Consider the following 19,713-nt stretch of genomic DNA (forward strand, 5'->3'; position numbering starts at 1 on the left):
TCCCAACATCCCACACGAGGGAGCGCCGGGCTGGAGGTATTGATCGCTCAGGACTTGTGTTTTTCCGGCTGGCGTGCGGCGGCGCGCAGGGTTTGATAGTGCGCGAACCGGCGGGCGTCGAGCTGGCCATCGGTGGCCGCGGCGCGCACCGCGCAACCGGGTTCGGCATTGTGGCTGCAGTTGGCGAAGCGGCAAGCCTGGGCGTATTCCATGATGTCGGGGAAGGCGCGGTCGATCGCTTTGGCGTCGGGGGAATTCAGCGAAAAGTCCCGCACGCCGGGCGCGTCGATCAGGCCGCCGGGCAGGCTATCCAGACGAAAGAGCGTGCTGTGCCGCGTCGTGTGCTGCCCCTCTTGGTTATGCGTGGACAATTCGGCGATGGCGGCGTGGGCGGCCTGAGCGGTCAAGGCTCGCGCCAGTGAGGTTTTGCCGACGCCGGAGAGCCCCACCATCATCGAGATCTTGTCATCGAGCGCGGCGCGCAGGGTCGCCATGCCTTCGCCGGTGCGGGCGCTAACCCGCAGCAGGCGCCAGCCGAGTGCTTGCCAAAGCTGAAGGTTTTCTTCGATGGCCACGGTCGCCGAGGACTCGGTCATGAGGTCGATTTTATTGAGGACGAGCAGCGGTTCGGCCGGTAAATCCAGCGTGGCAATCAGCAGGTTTTCGACTACATTCGGATTCATCCACGGCACGGGGGCGAGCACGATCAGCACTTGATCGAGATTCGCCGCCATCAGCTTGAGCTTGCCGTGGGTATCCGGGCGAATCAGGGCGTTGTGGCGCGGCAGTACGCGCTCGACGACCGGTTTGCCTTCTTCCCCTTCCACCCAGCCGATGCGGTCGCCCGGCGCGAGTGCGCCCAGGGTGCGCCGGGGATTGGCGCGTGCCCAGTGGCCGGCCTGGGTTTCGATGACCACCTCGGTGCCGTGGTGGGTGATGACGGTGCCTGGTTGAGTATCGAGATCGGGCGGGGCGCTTTGACGGCGGGCGATGGTTTTTTGCTGGCGTTCGGTCAGGCGGAATTTCATGGGCTGGGTTATTTCAGCAAAAACAGGCTGGCCAGCCCGAGGAAAATGAAAAACCCGCCGGAATCGGTGATGGCGGTGATGAGGACGGAGCTGCCCAGCGCCGGGTCTCGCCCCAGTTTCATGCGCGTGACGGGGATGGTGACGCCAAAAAATGCCGCCGCCTGGAAGTTCAGCACCACCGCCGCCATCATGACGCCGGAGAGCGCCGGATCGTGGTAGAACAGCAGGGTAATGAGCGCCAGCGCGCCGCCCCAGACCAGCCCGTTGATCAGGGCGACGCGCAGCTCTTTGCCGTAGAGCAGGCGAATGTCGCGGTTATCGAGTTTGCGGAAGGCCAGTTCCCGCACGATCATGGTGATGGTCTGGTTGCCGACATTGCCCCCCATGCCCGCGACGATCGGCATCAGCGCGGCGAGGGCGACGATTTGCTCAATCGCGCCATCGAACAAACCGATGACCCGCGAGGCGATCAGGGCGGTGACCAGGTTGATGGCCAGCCAGGGCGTGCGGTTTTTTACACTTTTGACAATGGGCGCGAAGATGTCTTCTTCTTCGTGCAGACCGACTTGCGCGAGCCGCTCCTCATCGCTGGATTCGCGGATATAGTCGAGCACGGTGTCGATCGTCAGCCGGCCGACGATATGGCGCTGCGCGTCGATGACCGGGGCGCTGATCAGGTCGTAACGCTCGAAGGCATCGGCTGCCTCGCGGGCTTTCTCCGTTGGGCTGAATTCCACCGCATCGCGCGCCATGACGGTTTCGACCACGGCATCCGGTTCGCTCAGCAGCAGGGTTTTGAGGTGTAGCAAACCGACAAACCCGCCGTCGCGGTTGATGACGAACAGTTTGTCCGTGTGATCTGGCAGGTCATCCATCCGGCGAAGGTAGCGCTGCACCACTTCGATGCGCACATCGGCGCGCACCGTGATCATCTCGAAATCCATCAAGGCGCCGACGGTATCCTCGGGATAGGACATCGCCTGCCGCAGTTGCTCGCGTTCGGCGCTCGGCAGGGTGGTGAGTACCTCGGCCAGAACCTGCTCGGGCAGGTCGGGCGCGATGTCGGCGAGTTCGTCCGCTTCGAGCTGCGTGGCCGCGTTGAGAATTTCCTGACGGTTCATCGCCGCGACCAGGCTGGCACGCACCGCATCGGAGACTTCGAGTAGCACCTCGCCATCGTGTTCGGAGCGGACGAGATCCCACACCATCAGCCGCTCATCCTGCGGCAGCGCTTCGAGCACGATGGCAATATCGGCTGGATGCAGTTTGGCCAGCCGCATCTGCAACCGTGCCAGATTTTGCTTGTGAACCAGTTGCTCGACGAGGTTGTGATTGGGCTCATGCGCCCGATCGACCAGGCTTTCGACCAGGCGGTTGCGCGCCATATCCTCGCGGATATCGCGAATCAGCCGGGAGATGTGCCGGGGATTCTCGTGGTCGATCAATTCGGTCATAAATTATCCGTCATGCGGCGCGTTCGCCCGCGATTTTGCCGATTTTTCCCGATATGCGCCATGCGAGATTACGAATCGGTTCATGGTAGCCTGTGCGCACTTAATTGAAGGGGGCTGCCATGAGCGCGACCGACGCGACTGAAAATCTGATTTGGATCGATCTCGAAATGACGGGGCTCGATCCGGATACCGATACGGTACTCGAAATTGCCACCATCGTGACCGATAAGCATTTGAATATTTTGGCTGAAGGGCCGGTGCTTGCCGTGTCTCATCCCAAAGAAACGCTGGCGCGGATGGACGAGTGGAATCAGCGCACGCACGGCGAAAGTGGTCTGATCGCGCGGGTGCTGGCCAGCGCGGTCACCATGCGCCAGGCGGAATTGCAGACCCTGGAGTTTTTGCAGTCCTGGGCGGTGCCGGGTAAATCCCCGATGGCGGGGAACAGCATTTGTCAGGATCGGCGGTTTCTGGTGCGCTGCATGCCGCAACTGGAACAGTTTTTCCATTACCGCAATCTGGATGTCTCGACGGTGAAGGAACTGGCGCGCCGCTGGCAGCCGGAATTGCTGGCTGGTTTGAAGAAAAATGCCAGTCATCAGGCGTTGGATGATATTCGCGGTTCGATTGCTGAATTGCAGTATTACCGCCAGCACTTTTTCCGCTGACATCGCCTTGCCCCCTCGATAGGAGAGGGTTGGGGGCGATGGAAGCTCAGGTATTGGCCGGCCCTTGGCACGGTCTTTTAACGCTTGTCAAAGATCCTCGGCGGCGGGTTCTTCGCTCGGGCAGCGTTGCCCAACCACCTGATCCCGCCCTTGCGCCTTGGCTTGCATCAGCGCGTCATCGGCGCGGCGGAGCAGGGCGTCTGGTGTGTCGCGCAGATGCACGCAGGCGACGCCAAAAGACATGGTCAAACCGCCCAGATCACGGCCACTCTCGGCCAGCCGCAGCCGCGACCCGGCGATTTTGCTGCGCAACTGTTGCGCCACGGCGATGCCGCCCTCGAATTGGGTGTGCGGCAGCACAATGGCGAATTCTTCCCCGCCAAAGCGAATGACCGTGTCTTGCCCTTTGACATTCGCCATCAGCGTGCGCGCGACGAAGCGCAGAATCTTGTCGCCGACCAGATGGCCATAGCCGTCGTTGATGCGTTTGAAAAAATCGATGTCGGACAAGATCACGCAGAAGGGGATTTTTTCCTGCAGAAAAATCTGGATGCGCTGCTGCAACAGGTCATTCAGGCCCCGGCGATTGGCCAGCCCGGTGAGTGGATCGGTGCGCGCGTCTCGGCGGGCGGCTTCCAACTCCTCTTTGAGCCGGTTGATTTCATCTCCGGCGCTGGTGAGCTGGATCGAGGTATCTTTGGTGCTGCGCTGAATCTCGCGGGAATCATCGATGATTTCCGCCGTCAGACTGCGAATGTCTTCGATCGAATCGCTGCGGTCGATTTTCCGCATGAAGTCGCCGAGTGACGCCGCGTAGTTGGAAAATTCATTGCCGGTCGTCAGCATTTGCATCATCAGGTTGCGCACCACGCGCAACAGGGCAGCGTGCGCCTTGCTCATTTCTTTGAGGCTGCCGTTGAGCAGGTGGGTGTCGAAAATCTCTTGTGCGCGATCCATCGTCAACCCCGCTTCGGCGTTGATGGCATCGTCGATGTCCTTGGTCAAGCTCGCATCCCGCCGCAGCGCCCGTTCATAGAACAGGGTGAAGTAGATCGGGTTGGGCGGCAGGTTCAGCGCCTGCAATTCGCTGAGGGTGAGGCGCAGCACCTCATGCGATTGCGCCTGGTCGTGGGTGTAATCAAACATGCCTGAAAAATCCTTTTTTCAACAAGTCGTTATTCGGTTGGCGCTTGCTGCGCTGTAGAGAAGAGTTCACTGAGTTCACGGTCAATTTGTTGGTCATCGGCCACATTGGCGATCAGCAGTTGTCGGAGGGTGGTGAGGTTGTCGAGATCGATCGTTGGCCAGGAAACCCCAAGCCAGTGGCTGCTGGCATGGCGCACCTCGGCATTCAGGGAGAGCAGCAAAATGCGCTCCGGGTCGGAGAGTAAATCCAGATGCAGGGCGGTATTGAGCGCGCAGGGTTGGGGCAGGGGGGTGTCGAGTTTGAGCAGCGCGCCTTTCAGGGAGATGTCTGTCACGAGGGCGCCCAATTCTTGCCCCTGCAAACGCACCACCGCCGGCAGCCCCAAGGCAGGCCGGACATAATGTCGGTGGTTGTTCGTCGGCGGTCGTTCGTGCATGGGTAATGGCATCATGAAAGCGCTTGAGCGGCAATGTGCGGGCTTTTGCGGGCGCTGTCAATCGTTACGCGCCGCGCCATTTGCGCGGTGCCGACAGTATCGGGTGAAATCCCGCCAGATCAGATGACCCAAAAGCCCGGCCATGAGCGCGGTCATCCCCGCGGCGCCAAGCCACAACGGAGGGGGGGGCGTGAAAATGGCGGCGACGAGCCACAGGCCCAGCGCTGGGACGATCATGAACAGCGCCGCACCCCGGTTCCGCCGCCAAAGGGCGCGCCAGCACGGCTGCGGCTCGGCTTCAATGGTTGGCATAACCGGCGAGTTTGTGCAGCCGCGCACGGAAGACCCAGGCTTGATAGAAGTTGTACGACAGCATCACCGGCACAAAACCCAGCATGGCATAACTGAATGCGCTCAGGGAGTTGGAGGGGTTGGCGGCATCGAAGATCGTCATCGTACCGGGCACGAACCAGGGGTAGAGCGTCGCCATCATGGTGCCAAAATTGATGAATACGATCGCACCCAGCCAGAGCATGGCGGTAATGTCCCGCTGCTCGCGCGAGGCGCGGCGCATTTCCCAGGTGGCGCCCAGCACGACCGCGCCGGCCAGTCCATAGACCCACATATATTCCCCAAACCAGCGCGCCCGCGCCCAGGGGAACTGCAGCGCCGTCCAGATCACCGTGCTCAAAATGGCGATCAGGCCGAGATAGAACATCCAGTTGGTCCAACGCAGGGCTTTGGCATAAATTTCTGTGTCCCGGTCGAAGCGGGCACGCAGATACACGCCGCCGGCGAGCGACGCGGCGATGCTCGCGGTCACGCCCGTCCACAGGCTGAAGGGGGTAAGAAAATCCAGCGCCCCGCCGTTAAAGGTGGGCACCGGCCCGGCGGACAGAGAAAATCCTTGCAAAAACGCGCCCAGAGAAACCCCGGCGGCAAAGGTGGTGACCAGACTGCCCGCTCCAAACCCCCAGCCCCAGAAGTGTTTGCTGCGATCCGCATGGTGGTGGAATTCCAGCGACACCGCCCGCAAGATGATGCCCCAGAGGGTGACCATCAGCGGAATCATCAGGTAGTGGAATAGCGAGCCATAGGCGAGTGGAAAGGTGCCGAAAATCGCCCCGCCCGCCACGACCAGCCAGGTTTCATTCGCATCCCAGGTGCCGGCCATCGAGGCCATGATGGCGCCGCGTTCCTCATGATCCGCTTGAAATAACGAGAAGACGCCAGAGCCGAGATCCGCACCATCCAAGATGATGTAGAGCACGACAAACAGGCCGATCAGCAGCCACCAGATCACGGTCAGCCATTGGTAGCCGTGGGTTATCGTAAAAATATGTTCCATAACGAACATGCTCCGTTCAATTATCAGGCCGTCGGGCGCACGAACAGGGGTTTGCCTTCCGCTGCGGTCGCGTCGGGCAGCGTGCCCAGGGTGAATTCCGGGTTGTCGCCATCGACCACCGGGGAGTCCATATCCGGCCCTTTGCGCACCACTTTGGCGAAGAAGTACCAGGCGCCCAGCCACACCAGCAGATCGAAGATCACAAAGCCGATGAACCAGGCGATTTCGGCGCCGATGCTCATTTGACTCACGCCCTCTGAGGTGCGCATCAAACCATGCACGATCCACGGCTGGCGGGCGATTTCCCGCGTCCACCAGCCGGTCCAGATGGCGATGTACGGCAGAATGGCGCTAAACACCAGCGCGCGCAGAAACCACGGTCGCTGCTGCAAGCCACGCACCGTAAATTCACCCCGCCATTTCAGCCAGCCCGCCCAAAGCGCCAGCAACATCAGGATGCCCCCGGCGGCCACCATGATGCGGAAGGCATAAAACGGCGCCAGCACGGGCGGACGATCCTCCGGTTTGACTTGATCGAGCCCCGGCACCACGCTCTCCCACTGATGATCTTCCAGCAGGCTCAGCACATGCGGAATGCTGATTTGGAAATCATTGGTAGCCTTGGCTTCATTCGGCCAGGCGATCAGATTCCAGCTGGTATTCGGGCTGCCATCCGGCAAATAGGTGTGCCAATGCCCCTCCATCGCGGCGAGCGCGGCCGGATCGTGTTCGGCGACGGTGCGCCCGAGTTCATCGCCGATCCAGACCTGCAGGGGCGCCACCACGACCAACGCCAGCATCGCTGCCGTGAGACTCCGCAGAAATAATTGCGGCTGACGGTTTTTCAGAATCATCCAGGCGGAAATCCCGGCGACGAAAAACAGGCCGATTTCAAACGCTGCAATCAGCATATGCGGAAAGCCGGTGAGGAAGTTCGGGTTGAAAATGGCCTTTGTCCAGTCATCGACCAGAAACAGGCCGTTCTCCAGATGCACGCCGGTGGGTGATTGCATCCAGGAATTCGCCACCAGAATCCACATCGCAGAAAGCATGGAAGAAAACGCCACATTGAAGGTGGCGAACAGGTGCATTTTTTTGCTGATTTTGCCCCAACCGAAAATCATCAGACCGATGAACCCGGCCTCATACATGAACGCGGTAATGGTTTCATAGCCGAGAATATTGCCGAAAAACGGCCCGGCGGCCTGCGAAAAGGGGCCAAACAAAATGCCGAAGGCCATCTCCATGGTGACCCCGGTGGCCACGCCCGCACCGAAATTGATGACAAACAGCTTCTCGAAGAACCGCGTAAGCCGATACCATTCCTCATCATCGGTCTTCAGCCAGCGCCACTCGCTGAACAGCAGGAAAGTGGCCAGCCCGATGGTCAGGGGCGGATACAAAATGTGCATCGTAGAAATCCAGCTGAAATCCAGCCGGGCGAGATCAACCATCAGCGCGCTGTCTGTCATGGAATCCTCCTTTGGGCGCGAGCTGCGCAAAGTATTGGGTGAGCATGGCGATCCGGCGAACTTCGTGCAAGCGCGAGGCTGTGGATTGTCATACGGTAAAATAATCCTAGATTAGTTTGCCTGTATTTTCTAAATTTATTAACTAGGCGATCTTTTTTGAACCCATCGAGTTTTCATGGAATTTCCCCCAGTGAGTGTGACCCCCATGGCCGCGCCTGATCTGACCACCATGTTGGCGCAGCTGATCGCCACCCCGTCCATCAGCAGTGTCTCGCCGCAATTCGATCAAGGGAACCGCGCAGTGATCGACCAGTTAGCCGAGTGGCTCGCGGCAGCCGGGTTCCGCGTGGAAATCCTGCCGCTGGCACATCGCCCCGACAAAGCCAACCTCATCGCCCGGCTCGGTGCAGAAACCGGGGATTGCGCCTCGGGCTTGATTCTGGCCGGGCATACGGACACCGTGCCGTTTGATGAAGGGCGTTGGCGGCACGATCCGTTCCGCTGGACGATCGACGGCGATCGTGCCTACGGCCTCGGCACTGCCGATATGAAAAGCTTTTTGGCGTTGGCCATCGAAGCCGCGCGCGGGTTGCGGCCAGCGGATTTGACTGCGCCGCTGTGGATCGTGGCGACGGCCGATGAAGAAAGCAGCATGGATGGTGCCCGCTTGCTGGCCGAACTCCAGCGCCCCAAAGCCCGGTTTTGCGTGATCGGTGAGCCGACCGGACTGGCGCCGGTGGCGCTGCACAAGGGCGTGATGATGGAAGCGGTCACCGTGATCGGGCGCAGTGGCCATTCGAGCGATCCGGCCAATGGAGTGAACGCGCTCGATGGCATGCAGCGCGTACTTACGGCAATCACCGACTGGCGGGAATCGCTCAAAACCATCACCCAACCGCGATTCGCGGTGCCGTATCCCACGCTCAATTTCGGCCACATTTGCGGCGGGGATAACCCGAACCGGATTTGCCCGAGTTGCACGCTGCACTTCGACCTGCGCCCCCTGCCGGGTATGCGCGGCAGCGAGTTACGGGCGGCGCTACGCGAGCGGGTGGCCGAGGCCTTGGCCGACACCGGCTGCTCGTTCGAACTCCGCACACTCTCGGCGGGGATAGAACCATTCGACGCGGGCCCGGATTCGGTTTTGGCGGGTTACTTAGCGGAGATTAGCGGCCAGCAACCGCGCTCAGTCGCCTATGGCACGGAAGCCCCGTTCTATCAGGCGCTCGGCTGCGATACGGTGGTGTTCGGGCCGGGCAGCATCGACCAGGCGCACCAGCCGGATGAGTTCATTCGCCTCGATGCCCTGCACGATACGGTGCGGATGCTGCGCCAGCTCATTCAGCGCTGTTGCCTGGCCGGTTGAATCCGCCGCCCGCCCCGAATGGCGCCCATCAAAACAAACGCCCCCGGCCAAAATTGACCAGGGGCGTGGGGATTGGCACTCCGTAGGGGAATCGAACCCCTGTTACCGCCGTGAAAGGGCGATGTCCTAACCGCTAGACGAACGGAGCAAATCAGGGGGCGCATTGTGCCAAAGTCGATCGGAAGCGTCTAGTCCTTTTCAGTGCCTTCGATTGACCGGATTCCCATTTACCCCAACCCTCCTACGCAGCGCCACCCTCACGCATATGGGGCGGTGGTGTGCATCAAGAGCGAGGTAATCCTGCTGCCACATCGCGGAAGGCCGCTAGCGCAGCCTCCAGATGCTCGATGATCTCCTGTTGCAGCACCTCGGGCGGCGGCAGCTCGTCGAGGTTGTCCAGGCTGTCATCCTTGAGCCAGAAGATGTCCAAACTGGCCTTGTCGCGGGCGATGAGATCTTCATAGCTGAAGAATCTGAAGCGCTCGGTCTCGCGCCGCTCGTGGCGGTTTTCCGGGTGGTAGCAGGTGATGAAGTCCTGAAGATCATCCAGCTTGAGCGGACGGGTCTTCAAAGTAAAGTGCTGATTGGTGCGCAGGTCGTAGAACCACACGCCTTGGGTATGCACACGGCCATCCTTGGGCGCGTTGTCAAAAAACACCACATTCGCCTTCACGCCCTGCGCGTAGAAAATCCCAGTCGGCAGGCGCAGGATGGTGTGCACATCGCAGGTCTCCAACAGCTTGCGGCGAATCCGCTCACCCGCACCCCCCTCGAAGAGCACATTATCGGGCAGCACCACCGCCGCTTTGCCGTCCACCTTGAGCATGCTGACGATGTGTTGCAAGAAATTGAGCTGCTTGTTAGAGGTCGTTTCCCAAAAATCCTGGCGCTCGTAGGTCAGCGCCTCGCGGTCTTCCTCGCCCTCCTCGTTGGTAATCGTCATGCTGCTCTTCTTGCCGAAAGGCGGATTGGCCAGCACATAATCCACCTTGCGCTTGGGCTCGGCGATCAGCGCATCCGATCGCTCCACCGACGGCTCGCCATCCAGCTCGCCGATGTTGTGCAGGAACAGATTCATCAAACACATGCGGCGCGTGTTCGGCACGATTTCATTGCCGTGGAAAGTCTGGTCGCGCAGGAACTCCTTTTGTGCCTTGTTGAGCTGGCTGCCGGGGCGCGTCAGCCAGTTGTAGGCGCCCAGAAAAAAGCCGCCGGTGCCACAGGCCGGGTCGGCAATGGTTTTCATCGGTTCGGGGCGCACGCAGGCCACCATCGCCTCGATCAGTGCCCGTGGCGTGAAATACTGCCCGGCGCCGCTCTTGGTGTCCTCGGCGTTTTTCTGCAACAAACCTTCGTACAGATCGCCTTTGGTATCGGCGTCCAGACTGATCCAGTTTTCCGCGTCGATCATCTGCACCAGCCTTGACAGCTTGGCCGGATCCTGAATCTTGTTCTGCGCCTTGAAGAAGATCGCCCCCAACATGCCCGGTTCCTGCCCCAGCCGGTGCAGGGTGGCCAGGTAATGCGCCTCCAGCGGCTCGCCGGTCTTGCTCCGCAGGCTGGCCCAGTCGTAGCCGGCTGGAACATGCGTGTCGCGGTTGTACGGCTCCTGCGCGTACTCATGCGCCAGCTTCAAAAACAGCAGGTAAGTGAGCTGTTCCAGATAATCGCCATAGCCCACGCCGTCATCGCGCAGGGTGTGGCAGAAGTTCCAGACTTTTTGGACGAGGGTGGAGGTGTTCATGGGGTTCCGGATAATAAAGATTAAAATTTATCTATTTTTATCAGATAGATAGCGTGTTCTCGGGTTTTATTATCCTGCGTCAAAGATAATAAGCCTGACCGGCACCTTGTAAATCTTGAGTCCGGCGCACCATACACAACGCCATTTGAGTCCGAAAAAAATGCTTTCGTCATGCGCAAAATAACTTGTGTACGACGGGTCGGACTCAAAATATCTCCCTGCCTTCGGCACAATTCAACAGATCGCGGAAGGCCAGCACGGCGGATCGGCGGCCACGGCTCTCCCGTAACACCTGTAGAATGCCCGCCTCGCGCAAGCTGCGCAGAAAAGGCGAAGCCGACTGTTTAGGTATGCCCGAGCGCTGCACAAAATCGCCGGACTGAAAAATCGGCCGGTCGAGCAGGGTGTCGAGTACCGCTATGGCGTGTTGCGAGCGGGTCAGCTCAGCGATGCGCCGCTTCATCTCTTCGTACAGCGTCATCATGGCGCGCACGCGTCCGGCGTTGCTCAATGCCTGCTGTGTAACCGCCTCCAAAAAGAAAGCAATCCAGCCGTTCCAGTCGCCCTCGCGGCTAATGGCCTGCAAGTGGGCGTAATAGCTGTCGCGGTGGCTTTCCAGATAGTCCGACAGATAGAACATCGGGCTGGCCAGCGCCTGCTTCTGATAAAGGAACAAAGGGATCAACAACCGGCCAATACGGCCATTACCATCCTTGAATGGGTGGATCAGCTCAAACTGCGCGTGTACCACAGCGCATTGCAACAGCACATCCACATCGCTGGCCGCCAGATAAGTTTCCCAAGCCTGCAAATAATCGAGCAGTTGCAGGGGCGAGGGCGGCACAAAGCTCGCTTGTTCGATGGTGCAGCCCGCGCTGCCAATCCAGTTCTGCTCGCGGCGGAATTCGCCCGGCGTCTTATTGGCGCCTCGCACACTGTCCATCAAAACAGCGTGCATCTGCCGCAACAGACCAAGACTGATAGGGCGATGTGCAACCTCGTGAGCAGCCAGTGTCAGCGTTTCGCGGTAATTGACAACCTCCTGAATATCGCTGGTTTTTTCAGGATCGAAATCCATGCCCGCTTCAAACTCCAGCACCTCATCCACCGTGGCCTGCGTGCCCTCGATTTTTGACGACAGCACCGCCTCGCGTTGGGTTAGCGGCGACAACATCACGGCCGGATTCACCACGCTTTGCAGCAAACCGTCGTAACGCGCCAAAGCGGCATTGGCCGGGCCAATTTTTGGCAACAGCCGCGCTAGATCAAGATTCGCCAGTGGCAGCGCATCGGGCACATAGGGCTTCATAGAGTGCATTCCTTGATTTTGCGGCCACGCGGTTTTTTGCTGGTCTGGCGTGCGGCGCGCTCGGCGCGGATGCGTTCCAGCAACACGCTTGCGGGTTCGTCGTTGGGGTCTTGCGGCACCAGTTGGCCGGCAAAGGCCGCGCGCAGGATGTTCTGGCGCTGCGCGGCGGATTGTTTGAGGGCGTGGTCGATGGCCTGCTCCTGTTCCTTCGCAGCCATAAGGTTTACTGACAGCAGTTCTGATGCCTTTGCTATTTCATTCAAACAAGGCAACGGGATAGGAATTTGGCGTAACCGCTCTTGGCCAATGTTGCGCATGGACTCCTGATTGCCAGAAGCAAGCTGTTCAATGTATTTGCGGCCAAGCTCACTGCGTAGCAGCGTCAGAAGCCAAGTTTTTAACTCTTCTCTTACCAGATCGAATCGAAGGATTTTGTCGCTGAGCATGACTCGCTTGGTGACGGTCTTGGCAATGACACATGCGCCGACTAGCTCGATTGTGTTTGCGCGAGATAACAGAAAGTCGCCAGCATTAACAAACAACTCTGGTCGAATCATTGATTCGTCATGGCATGTTTTGCTTTCTTGTTCGTTGTAATCGCCCCAACTTACCGCACTAACTTTTACAACACCAACCTCATTACTGCGCGGAGGACGTTCCTCACACTTGAAGCTCTTTCCCGTTTCGATGTCTGCGAGTAGCTGATCCACACTCGCCCACACCCACCCCTCCGGCAGTTCCGGCAAATCGGTGGTGTCTGGCTGCACAGGTTCGGGGTATTTCTTCTGCCAATCTTTGGGCGGGGTTTTGCCTTGTTCCGCAAACTTGGCGAATTGTTTGGCTTCCCAGCGGGCGCGGCGTTCGGTGAGGATGCGTTGCAGCAGTTGCGCGCCGGTTTCGGTTTGATCCCCCTCTCCCCCAGCCCCTCCCCCGCGAGGGGGGAGGGGGGAAGGTGCGGCATTGGGGTTTAGCCCCTCTCCCCTTGCGGGAGAGGGGTTGGGGTGAGGGGTGTTTTGCCGCGCCGCGCGCCATTCGGCGGTGAGCGCACCCTCGACGGCAGCTTTCAGCAGCGACTGGCGGTATTGCCCCAGCTTCTTCTGCGCGGCCTTGAGTTCGGCCACCCCGGCATCGAGACTGGATAGCAGTTCTTCGAGTTTGGCGACAATTCGGGTCTGTTCGGCGCGGGGTGGTAGTGGCAGTTCAATCTCACCGATGGTCTTGGAGGACAAGTGTTTGACTGTGACTGATGGAGTATTCGCATTGATGGCCGCGAGATAGCCCGGAAGAGCAAGCGACAGCAGTCTTTTGTCATAGAACTGTTCAATGGGCGTGATCTTGCATACCCGCTGATTCAGTAATGCAGGCCTGATACCCCAAAAACCAGAGTTGAAGTCACCATCCATGCCGACGAGCAAATCGCCGTGTCCAATGACGTAAGTCTCTTCATATGGGCCGGTGTAATAGGTGCTGGTATCTCCAGTGAGCACATCACGGATTCGTGCCAGTGGCATGCCTTCAGAGCTAGTAAACAGAGTCGAGTCAAATGGCGCGCCATTCAATATGTCAGCAACTTGAGCGAGTGGCACTCGCTCCCAGCTTGGGTGCTTTGCGAGCAATCCGGTAGTGTCTGCCGCAATAACTTCGGCAACAGTCATCGTGAAAGCCATTACGCCACCAACTCCCAATTCATTTCATCCATCAGTCCATCCAGTTCCTTGCCAAAAACCTGCCAAGCGCGCTGTAACCCGCCCTTGTCGGCCAGTTCGGCGTAGTCGAAATCCTCGCGGCTGATGCTGCAAGAGCTGGCGATGTGGTCTTTCATCAGGCGCAGCCATTCGGTTTGTTCGGGGGTGAAGGCGGTGGCGCGCTGGGCGTTGTGGCGGAAGATCCAGGCCTGGAAGCGTTTGTCCACCTCGTCGGCGAAGGGTTGCAGTTCGGTATCCAGCCCCAGGGCAAAACGCAGCAGGCTAACGAGGTCGGTGAGCTGGCGCTTGCGGTCGGCACCTTTGACGGCGTTCGTCCGCACGCGGGCATAGGCGCTCCAGAGCCGTTCGGTGGTGAGCATCAGGGGCGGGCGGCTGAGCTGTTCGTGCAGGTCTTCGAGCATGGCGAAGGTGAGGGCGCGGCGCTGGTAGGGCTGCTGGTAGAAAAAGCCGAGGGCGGCGATTTCGTCCTTGTGTTGCGCAAGATAGTCGGCAAAGGTCTGGATCACGGCTTGTGCCTGCGTTTCGGCCTGTTCGCTGAACCCTGCGAAGGTGACTTGATCGAGGTTGATGTGGTCGATGATCTGCTCGCGTTCGCGGCGGGCGTTTTCGATTACATCGCGCAGTTCCGGCTTGTCGAAAGGGGCGCAGGCGGCGGCGACGCGGGCGGCACGGGCGGCTTCGAGCTCTTCGGGCAGCAAGGTGTCCTCAGAGCGGGTGATGCCCTTGGCGCGGGCGGTGGCCAGCGCGGTTTGCACGATGGCATCGGGGTCGAGCGCGGCGATCAGGCTTTTGCCGAGTTCCCCCACGGGGATGCCGCCGGAGATTTTTTCGATGCGCGCCTGCGCTTTGTCGTCCAGTTGCTTGGCCAGGCGTACCAGGCGATTGGCCAGCGAGAGCACAGTGTCATCGTCGCGGCTGCCCATGGCCACGCCTTGCAGCAGGTCTTTCAGTGCCACGCCGGGTTTCTTTTCCAGCGGACGGCTTTCGGTTTTGAGGCTTTTTTCCACCCCCACGGCGTCGATGAGTACGAAGCGGGTTTTGGCACCGTCCGCGCTGTTGCTGACCCGCTTGAGGCTGTCGCCATCCAGCGAGCGCACGCCGCGCCCTTTCATCTGTTCGTAGTAGCCACGGCTGCGCACATCGCGCATGAACAGCAGCACTTCCAGCGGTTTGACATCGGTGCCGGTGGCGATCATGTCCACAGTGACGGCGATGCGCGGGTTGTAGTCGTTGCGAAAGCTGCTGAGGATGCTGTCTGCGTCTTCCTCTGCTCGGTAGGTGACTTTCTTGCAGAAGGCGTTGCCTTGGCCATAGACCTCGCGCACGATATTGATGATGTCGTCGGCGTGGCTATCGGTCTTGGCGAAGATCAGGGTTTTGGGCGTTTCTTTGCGCGCCGGGAAGATTTGCGTTTCCACGGCGGTTTTCATGGCCTGGATGACCTGGCGGATTTGGCTCACGTTGACCACCGATTTATCCAGCTCCTTACCCGTGTAGGCGGTGTCTTCCTCGGTTTCGCCCCAGCGCTTTTTGCGGGTGGCGCGGTCACGGTGGTCCACCCATTCTTTGGCCTTCAGTTCCGCGCCCTTGCTCGTGATTTCGGTTTCGATTTCATACACGTCGTAGCCCACATTCACACCATCGGCGACGGACTGCTCGTAGGTGTATTCGGCCACGATGTTTTCGTTGAAGAAGCCGAAGGTGCGTTTGTCGGGCGTGGCGGTGAGGCCGATAAGAAAAGCGTCGAAGTAATCGAGCACCTGCTTCCACAGGTTGTAGATGCTGCGGTGGCATTCGTCGATGACGATGAAATCGAAGGTTTCCACCAGTACGGCGGGGTTGTAGCGGACGAACTTTTCTTGCTTGGGCGTTTGCTGAACTTCGTTGAGCGAAATGTCTTCGGCGGATTCGTCAATCGGCTTGCCAGAGAGGATGGCGTACATGCGCTGGATGGTGCTGATGCACACCTGCGCATGCGGGTCGATATTGGGCGAGGCCAGCCGCTGCACGTTGTACAGCTCGGTGAACTTGCGGCCATCGTCCGGCGGCGTGTAGGCCATGAATTCCTGATGCGCCTGTTTGCCAAGGTTGCGGGTATCGACCAGAAACAAAATGCGTTTGGCGCTGCCGAACTTGAGCAGGCGATAGACCGCCGTGATGGCGGTGAAGGTTTTGCCCGCGCCGGTGGCCATGTGCACCAGCGCACGGGGTTTGTTCAGTGCCAGTGACTTTTCCAGCCCGGTGACGGCGCTAATCTGGCAATCACGCAGGTTGCGCTCGGGCAAGGCCGGCATGTGCTCGGCCAGACGGCGGCGTAGCGTTTCTGGTTGGGCAGACCAAGCGGCCAGCGTTTCGGGCTTGAAAAAATGAAAGATTTCGCGCGAACGGGGTGCCGGGTCGGCGTTGTCGGTAAAGCGGATGATCTGGCCGGTGGCCTCGAACAGGAAGCGCAACGGGGTGCTGTCCTTGCGCCATTTGAGATTGGCAGCGGCGTAGCGCTCGGTTTGGTTCTCGGTGACGGTGAGGTTTTCTCCGGCGCTGTCTTTCTTGGCTTCGATCACGCCAACGGCTTCTCGATTCACGAACAGCACATAATCCGCCGGGCCGGTGTCGGTGGGATATTCGCGCACCGCCACGCCCACTGCTGCGCCCAAGTTGAGCTGCCGCATGTCCTGAATCGACCAGCCCGCTTGTTCCAGCTTCTGGTCGATTTGCTGGCGGGCTTTGGTTTCTGGGGTCATGTGGGTTCGGGCTCCCTGTGCGAAGTTAGCGCGATTGTAGGGTCTCGCGCAGGCTGCGCAGTACGGGTTCGGTCTCGGGGCGGATGCTATGCCATCGCCAGAAACTCTCGGCGGCTTGTTCGACCAGCATGCCCAATCCATCGGCGGTTTGAGCGCCGAAAGATTCTGCCCAGCGCAGGAAGACAGTGGGCGTTGCGCCATAGGCCATGTCGTAGGCGAGGGTGGCCGGGGTGAGAATCGCGCGGGGCAAGGGCAGTTGTTCACCGGCCAGGCTGGCGGCGGTGGCGTTGATGATCAGGTCGAACGGCGCGGGCGGGATGTCGGCGAAGCCGCCGGCGCGAAGTTGGCCTGGCTGGGCGAGTGCCAGAAAATCCTGCGCGAGCGCCTGGGCTTTGTCCGGGCTGCGGTTGGCGATGAACAGTTCCGCCGGATGTGCGGCGAGTAGGGGTTCGAGCACGCCCCGGGTTGCGCCACCGGCACCCAGCAGCAGGATGCGCCGACCATTCAATGGCACGCCGAGGCGGTGCAGATCGGCCAGCAGTCCGGCGCCGTCGGTATTGTCGCCTTCAACGAGGCCCCCGGGATTGGCAGGAAAAATCAGCGTGTTGACCGCCCCGGCGCGCTCGGCTCTCGGCGTGCGAACCCCACAGAGGGCATAGGCTTGCGCTTTGAAGGGCACGGTGACATTGAGCCCCCGTCCACCGGCGGCACGAAAGCCCGCCACCGTGGCCTCGAAGCCGTCGAGTGGCGCGAGGAGGGCGTCGTACTGCAGGGCGATGTCGGTTTGTTCGGCAAAGGCGCGGTGGATGGCCGGGGATCGGCTGTGTCCGATGGGGTTGCCGATCACGCCGTATAGGGGGGCGCCCATCAGATTTTGACGGTGCGCACGCCGTTGGCCGTCGCCAGAATCAGCACATCAGCGGGGCGCAGCGCGAACAGGCCGACGGTGACGATGCCGGGGATGTGGTTCAGCTCCGCTTCGAGTTTGGCCGGTTCCATGATGTCGAGATTGTGGATGTCGAGAATCTGGTTGCCGTTATCCGTTACGAAGCCATCGCGATACACCGGCTGGCCGCCGCGTTTGACGAGTTCGCGCGCGATCATGCTGCGTGCCATGGGGATGACTTCGATCGGCAGCGGGAATTTACCGAGGCGCGGCACCATCTTGCTTTCATCGGCCACGCAGACGAAGGTTTTGGCCATGTGCGCGATGATTTTTTCGCGGGTTAGGGCACCGCCACCGCCTTTGATCAATTGCAGGTGGGCGTTGGTTTCATCGGCGCCGTCGATATAGACCGGAATATCGCCCACGCCATTCAAATCAAATACTTCGATGCCATGCGCCCGCAGCCGTTGGGTGCTGGCCTCGGAGCTGGATACGGCGCCTTCGATTTTGTGTTTGATTTTCGCCAAGCCGTCGATGAAAAAGTTGACGGTCGAGCCGGTGCCCACCCCGACGATGCTGCCGGCTTCGACATAGTCGAGGGCGGCGAGGGCGGCTTGTTGTTTGAGCGTATCTTGCGGCGTCATGGGCAACATCCTTCATAGGCACCTTGGGTGGTGCCGGGTTGGGTCAAGGCGCCCCTGGAGAGCGCCGGGATGGATTAAGCGGCAGGCTGCCGCTAAAGCCCCTCATTCTGGCATGATAGCCCCAAGGTTGCATCCGCCTGGGCGATTTGAGCCACTTGATTGAGGAACGGATTTTGTCGCAGTTATTGCAGGATTATCTCCGCCGAATTCTGACCGCGCGGGTCTACGATGTGGCCATCGAGTCGCCGCTGACCGAGGCACCATTGCTTTCCGCGCGGCTCGGCAACCGGGTGCTGCTCAAGCGGGAAGACACGCAGCCGGTGTTCTCCTTCAAGCTGCGGGGTGCTTACAACATGATGCACCGCCTCAAGCAGTCGAACGCGCTGGGCGCTGGGGTGATTACCGCATCGGCGGGGAATCATGCGCAGGGTGTGGCGCTGGCGGCGGCGCGCCTCGGTGTGCCCGCAGTGATCGTGATGCCGCAGACGACGCCGGCCATCAAGGTGGATGCGGTGCGTCGCCGGGGGGCGGAAGCCGTGCTGCACGGCGATACTTTCGACGAAGCCTTCGCCCACATGCAGGCGCTGGCGGTTGAGCGGTCGCTGGTGTTCATTCCTCCTTATGATCATCCGGATGTGATTGCCGGGCAGGGGACGATTGGCGCCGAAATCCTGCGGGCGCACCCGGATCCGATTCACGCGATTTTCGTGCCGGTCGGTGGTGGCGGGCTGATTGCTGGGGTGGCGGCGTATGTGAAGCTCTTGCGGCCCGAGATTCGCATCATTGGGGTGGAACCGGACGATGCGGCGTGTCTCGCGGCGGCGCTGGCGGCGGATGCGCGGGTCGTGCTCGATCAGGTGGGGCTGTTTGCCGATGGCGTCGCGGTGCGGCAGGTGGGCGAACACCCGTTCGCGGTGGTGCGGCTGGCGGTGGATGAGGTCATCACCGTGGATACCGATGAAATGAGCGCGGCCATCAAGGACACCTTCGATGATACCCGCAGCATCAACGAGCCTGCCGGGGCGCTGGCGCTGGCGGGTTTGAAGAAATATGTCCGGCAAACGGGGGCGGCGGGCGAAACGCTGGTGGCGATTGCTTCTGGCGCCAATATGAATTTCGACCGGCTGCGCTTCGTGGCCGAGCGGGCGGATTTGGGCGAGGCGCGCGAGGCGCTGTTCGCAGTCACCATTCCGGAGCGACCCGGCAGTTTTCTGGCGTTTTGCGAACTGCTGGGCCGGCGGTCGATTACCGAGTTCAACTATCGCTTTGCCGACCATCAGGATGCGCATATTTTCGTGGGCGTGCGGCTCGATCGGCCGACGGACCGACCGGCGGTGCTCGCGCAGTTGCGAGCCGCCCAGTATCCGGTGGCGGATTTGACCGAAAACGAAATGGCGAAGCTGCATGTGCGGCACATGGTGGGCGGGCATGCGCCGGGTTTGGCGCATGAGCAGTTGTATCGTTTCGAGTTTCCGGAGCGGCCCGGCGCCTTGCTGAAATTTTTGACCCATCTCGGCGCGCGCTGGAACATCAGCCTGTTCCATTACCGCAATCATGGTGCCGACTATGGCCGGGTGCTGGTGGGCGTGCAGGTTCCGGCGGACGAGATTCCTGCGTTCGATGCCTATTTGCACCAGCTGGGCTACCCCTTCTGGCCGGAAAGCAGCAATCCGGTGGTGCCGCTGTTTTTGTCCTGAATCAGCGGCGGCTGTTGTTCACAGATTCTGTGGATAACTTTGTGCAAAGCCTTGGGGAATTGCGGCG

Annotated in this window: 16 protein-coding genes and 1 tRNA gene; 3 read left to right on the top strand and 14 right to left on the bottom strand. The window is 60.3% G+C overall.

Features of this window, described 5'->3' with window-relative positions; translation table 11 throughout:
• Positions 1-47: 47 nt before the first annotated feature.
• Complete coding sequence (rsgA, locus tag VOI35_RS02690; protein ID WP_407276360.1) at positions 48-1,028, bottom strand: ribosome small subunit-dependent GTPase A; 981 nt, start codon at positions 1,026-1,028, stop codon at positions 48-50.
• Positions 1,029-1,036: 8 nt separating this feature from the next.
• A complete protein-coding gene (mgtE, locus tag VOI35_RS02695; RefSeq protein WP_407276361.1) occupies positions 1,037-2,482 on the bottom strand; it encodes a magnesium transporter in 1,446 nt (481 codons plus the stop codon).
• A gap of 119 nt (positions 2,483-2,601) precedes the next feature.
• On the opposite strand from mgtE, the gene orn reads away from it, so the two are divergent.
• A complete protein-coding gene (gene orn / locus VOI35_RS02700) occupies positions 2,602-3,150 on the top strand; it encodes an oligoribonuclease (protein ID WP_407276362.1) in 549 nt (182 codons plus the stop codon).
• Positions 3,151-3,237: 87 nt separating this feature from the next.
• On the opposite strand, the gene VOI35_RS02705 is transcribed toward orn, so the two are convergent.
• Genes VOI35_RS02705 through VOI35_RS02725 form a run of 5 tightly spaced genes read right to left on the bottom strand, consistent with a single transcriptional unit; the run spans position 3,238 to position 7,553 of the window.
• On the bottom strand, positions 3,238-4,296 hold the full coding sequence (locus VOI35_RS02705) for a GGDEF domain-containing protein (protein ID WP_407276363.1): 1,059 nt from the start codon (positions 4,294-4,296) through the stop codon (positions 3,238-3,240).
• A gap of 29 nt (positions 4,297-4,325) precedes the next feature.
• Complete coding sequence (locus VOI35_RS02710; RefSeq protein ID WP_407276364.1) at positions 4,326-4,748, bottom strand: PilZ domain-containing protein; 423 nt, start codon at positions 4,746-4,748, stop codon at positions 4,326-4,328.
• Between the two features lie 42 nt (positions 4,749-4,790).
• A complete protein-coding gene (locus VOI35_RS02715; RefSeq protein WP_407276365.1) occupies positions 4,791-5,045 on the bottom strand; it encodes a hypothetical protein in 255 nt (84 codons plus the stop codon).
• The gene (locus VOI35_RS02720; RefSeq protein ID WP_407276366.1) at positions 5,032-6,081 is read right to left on the bottom strand and encodes a cytochrome d ubiquinol oxidase subunit II; all 1,050 of its coding nucleotides are present in this window, start codon (positions 6,079-6,081) and stop codon (positions 5,032-5,034) included. The genes VOI35_RS02715 and VOI35_RS02720 overlap by 14 nt, the downstream gene beginning before the upstream one ends.
• A gap of 23 nt (positions 6,082-6,104) precedes the next feature.
• Positions 6,105-7,553 carry a cytochrome ubiquinol oxidase subunit I gene (locus VOI35_RS02725; protein WP_407276367.1) on the bottom strand — a complete coding sequence of 483 codons (1,449 nt, stop codon included), beginning with the start codon at positions 7,551-7,553 and terminating at the stop codon, positions 6,105-6,107.
• Between the two features lie 175 nt (positions 7,554-7,728).
• Between VOI35_RS02725 and argE the strand changes: the two genes are divergently transcribed.
• Positions 7,729-8,919 carry an acetylornithine deacetylase gene (gene argE, locus VOI35_RS02730; RefSeq protein ID WP_407276368.1) on the top strand — a complete coding sequence of 397 codons (1,191 nt, stop codon included), beginning with the start codon at positions 7,729-7,731 and terminating at the stop codon, positions 8,917-8,919.
• A gap of 73 nt (positions 8,920-8,992) precedes the next feature.
• Here the strand turns inward: argE and VOI35_RS02735 are convergent.
• The 7 genes from VOI35_RS02735 to rpiA form a co-directional block, all read right to left on the bottom strand.
• Positions 8,993-9,067 (bottom strand) — tRNA-Glu (locus VOI35_RS02735).
• Between the two features lie 135 nt (positions 9,068-9,202).
• Positions 9,203-10,663 carry an N-6 DNA methylase gene (locus VOI35_RS02740; RefSeq protein ID WP_407276369.1) on the bottom strand — a complete coding sequence of 487 codons (1,461 nt, stop codon included), beginning with the start codon at positions 10,661-10,663 and terminating at the stop codon, positions 9,203-9,205.
• Positions 10,664-10,868: 205 nt separating this feature from the next.
• Positions 10,869-11,972: a Fic family protein gene (locus tag VOI35_RS02745; protein ID WP_407276370.1), complete on the bottom strand. Its 1,104-nt coding sequence runs from the start codon at positions 11,970-11,972 to the stop codon at positions 10,869-10,871.
• Positions 11,969-13,627, bottom strand: coding sequence for a restriction endonuclease subunit S (locus tag VOI35_RS02750; protein ID WP_407276371.1), 1,659 nt, complete (start codon positions 13,625-13,627; stop codon positions 11,969-11,971). Before VOI35_RS02750 ends, VOI35_RS02745 begins: the two co-directional genes overlap by 4 nt.
• Positions 13,628-13,638: 11 nt before the next feature.
• Positions 13,639-16,419 (bottom strand): type I restriction-modification enzyme R subunit C-terminal domain-containing protein, encoded by a 2,781-nt coding sequence (locus VOI35_RS02755; protein ID WP_407276372.1) that lies wholly within the window; start codon positions 16,417-16,419, stop codon positions 13,639-13,641.
• A 25-nt stretch (positions 16,420-16,444) separates the two neighbouring features.
• Positions 16,445-17,287 (bottom strand): shikimate dehydrogenase, encoded by an 843-nt coding sequence (gene aroE, locus VOI35_RS02760; protein WP_407276373.1) that lies wholly within the window; start codon positions 17,285-17,287, stop codon positions 16,445-16,447.
• Positions 17,287-17,949 (bottom strand): ribose-5-phosphate isomerase RpiA, encoded by a 663-nt coding sequence (rpiA, locus tag VOI35_RS02765; protein ID WP_407276374.1) that lies wholly within the window; start codon positions 17,947-17,949, stop codon positions 17,287-17,289. The genes aroE and rpiA overlap by 1 nt, the downstream gene beginning before the upstream one ends.
• A 173-nt stretch (positions 17,950-18,122) precedes the next feature.
• Between rpiA and ilvA the strand changes: the two genes are divergently transcribed.
• A complete protein-coding gene (ilvA, locus tag VOI35_RS02770; protein WP_407276375.1) occupies positions 18,123-19,646 on the top strand; it encodes a threonine ammonia-lyase, biosynthetic in 1,524 nt (507 codons plus the stop codon).
• Positions 19,647-19,713: the final 67 nt, after the last annotated feature.

The sequence above is a fragment of the Halothiobacillus sp. DCM-1 genome (assembly GCF_045689735.1).
Classification (GTDB): domain Bacteria; phylum Pseudomonadota; class Gammaproteobacteria; order Halothiobacillales; family Halothiobacillaceae; genus Halothiobacillus.

What these genes read in the sequence shown, in the direction of transcription:
- rsgA (WP_407276360.1), bottom strand. Translation starts at nt 1,028, where the DNA reads ATGAAATTCCGCCTGACCGAACGCCAGCAAAAAACCATCGCCCGCCGT.
- mgtE (WP_407276361.1), bottom strand. Translation starts at nt 2,482, where the DNA reads ATGACCGAATTGATCGACCACGAGAATCCCCGGCACATCTCCCGGCTG.
- orn (WP_407276362.1), top strand. Translation starts at nt 2,602, where the DNA reads ATGAGCGCGACCGACGCGACTGAAAATCTGATTTGGATCGATCTCGAA.
- VOI35_RS02705 (WP_407276363.1), bottom strand. Translation starts at nt 4,296, where the DNA reads ATGTTTGATTACACCCACGACCAGGCGCAATCGCATGAGGTGCTGCGC.
- VOI35_RS02710 (WP_407276364.1), bottom strand. Translation starts at nt 4,748, where the DNA reads ATGATGCCATTACCCATGCACGAACGACCGCCGACGAACAACCACCGA.
- VOI35_RS02715 (WP_407276365.1), bottom strand. Translation starts at nt 5,045, where the DNA reads ATGCCAACCATTGAAGCCGAGCCGCAGCCGTGCTGGCGCGCCCTTTGG.
- VOI35_RS02720 (WP_407276366.1), bottom strand. Translation starts at nt 6,081, where the DNA reads ATGGAACATATTTTTACGATAACCCACGGCTACCAATGGCTGACCGTG.
- VOI35_RS02725 (WP_407276367.1), bottom strand. Translation starts at nt 7,553, where the DNA reads ATGACAGACAGCGCGCTGATGGTTGATCTCGCCCGGCTGGATTTCAGC.
- argE (WP_407276368.1), top strand. Translation starts at nt 7,729, where the DNA reads ATGGAATTTCCCCCAGTGAGTGTGACCCCCATGGCCGCGCCTGATCTG.
- VOI35_RS02740 (WP_407276369.1), bottom strand. Translation starts at nt 10,663, where the DNA reads ATGAACACCTCCACCCTCGTCCAAAAAGTCTGGAACTTCTGCCACACC.
- VOI35_RS02745 (WP_407276370.1), bottom strand. Translation starts at nt 11,972, where the DNA reads ATGAAGCCCTATGTGCCCGATGCGCTGCCACTGGCGAATCTTGATCTA.
- VOI35_RS02750 (WP_407276371.1), bottom strand. Translation starts at nt 13,627, where the DNA reads ATGACTGTTGCCGAAGTTATTGCGGCAGACACTACCGGATTGCTCGCA.
- VOI35_RS02755 (WP_407276372.1), bottom strand. Translation starts at nt 16,419, where the DNA reads ATGACCCCAGAAACCAAAGCCCGCCAGCAAATCGACCAGAAGCTGGAA.
- aroE (WP_407276373.1), bottom strand. Translation starts at nt 17,287, where the DNA reads ATGGGCGCCCCCCTATACGGCGTGATCGGCAACCCCATCGGACACAGC.
- rpiA (WP_407276374.1), bottom strand. Translation starts at nt 17,949, where the DNA reads ATGACGCCGCAAGATACGCTCAAACAACAAGCCGCCCTCGCCGCCCTC.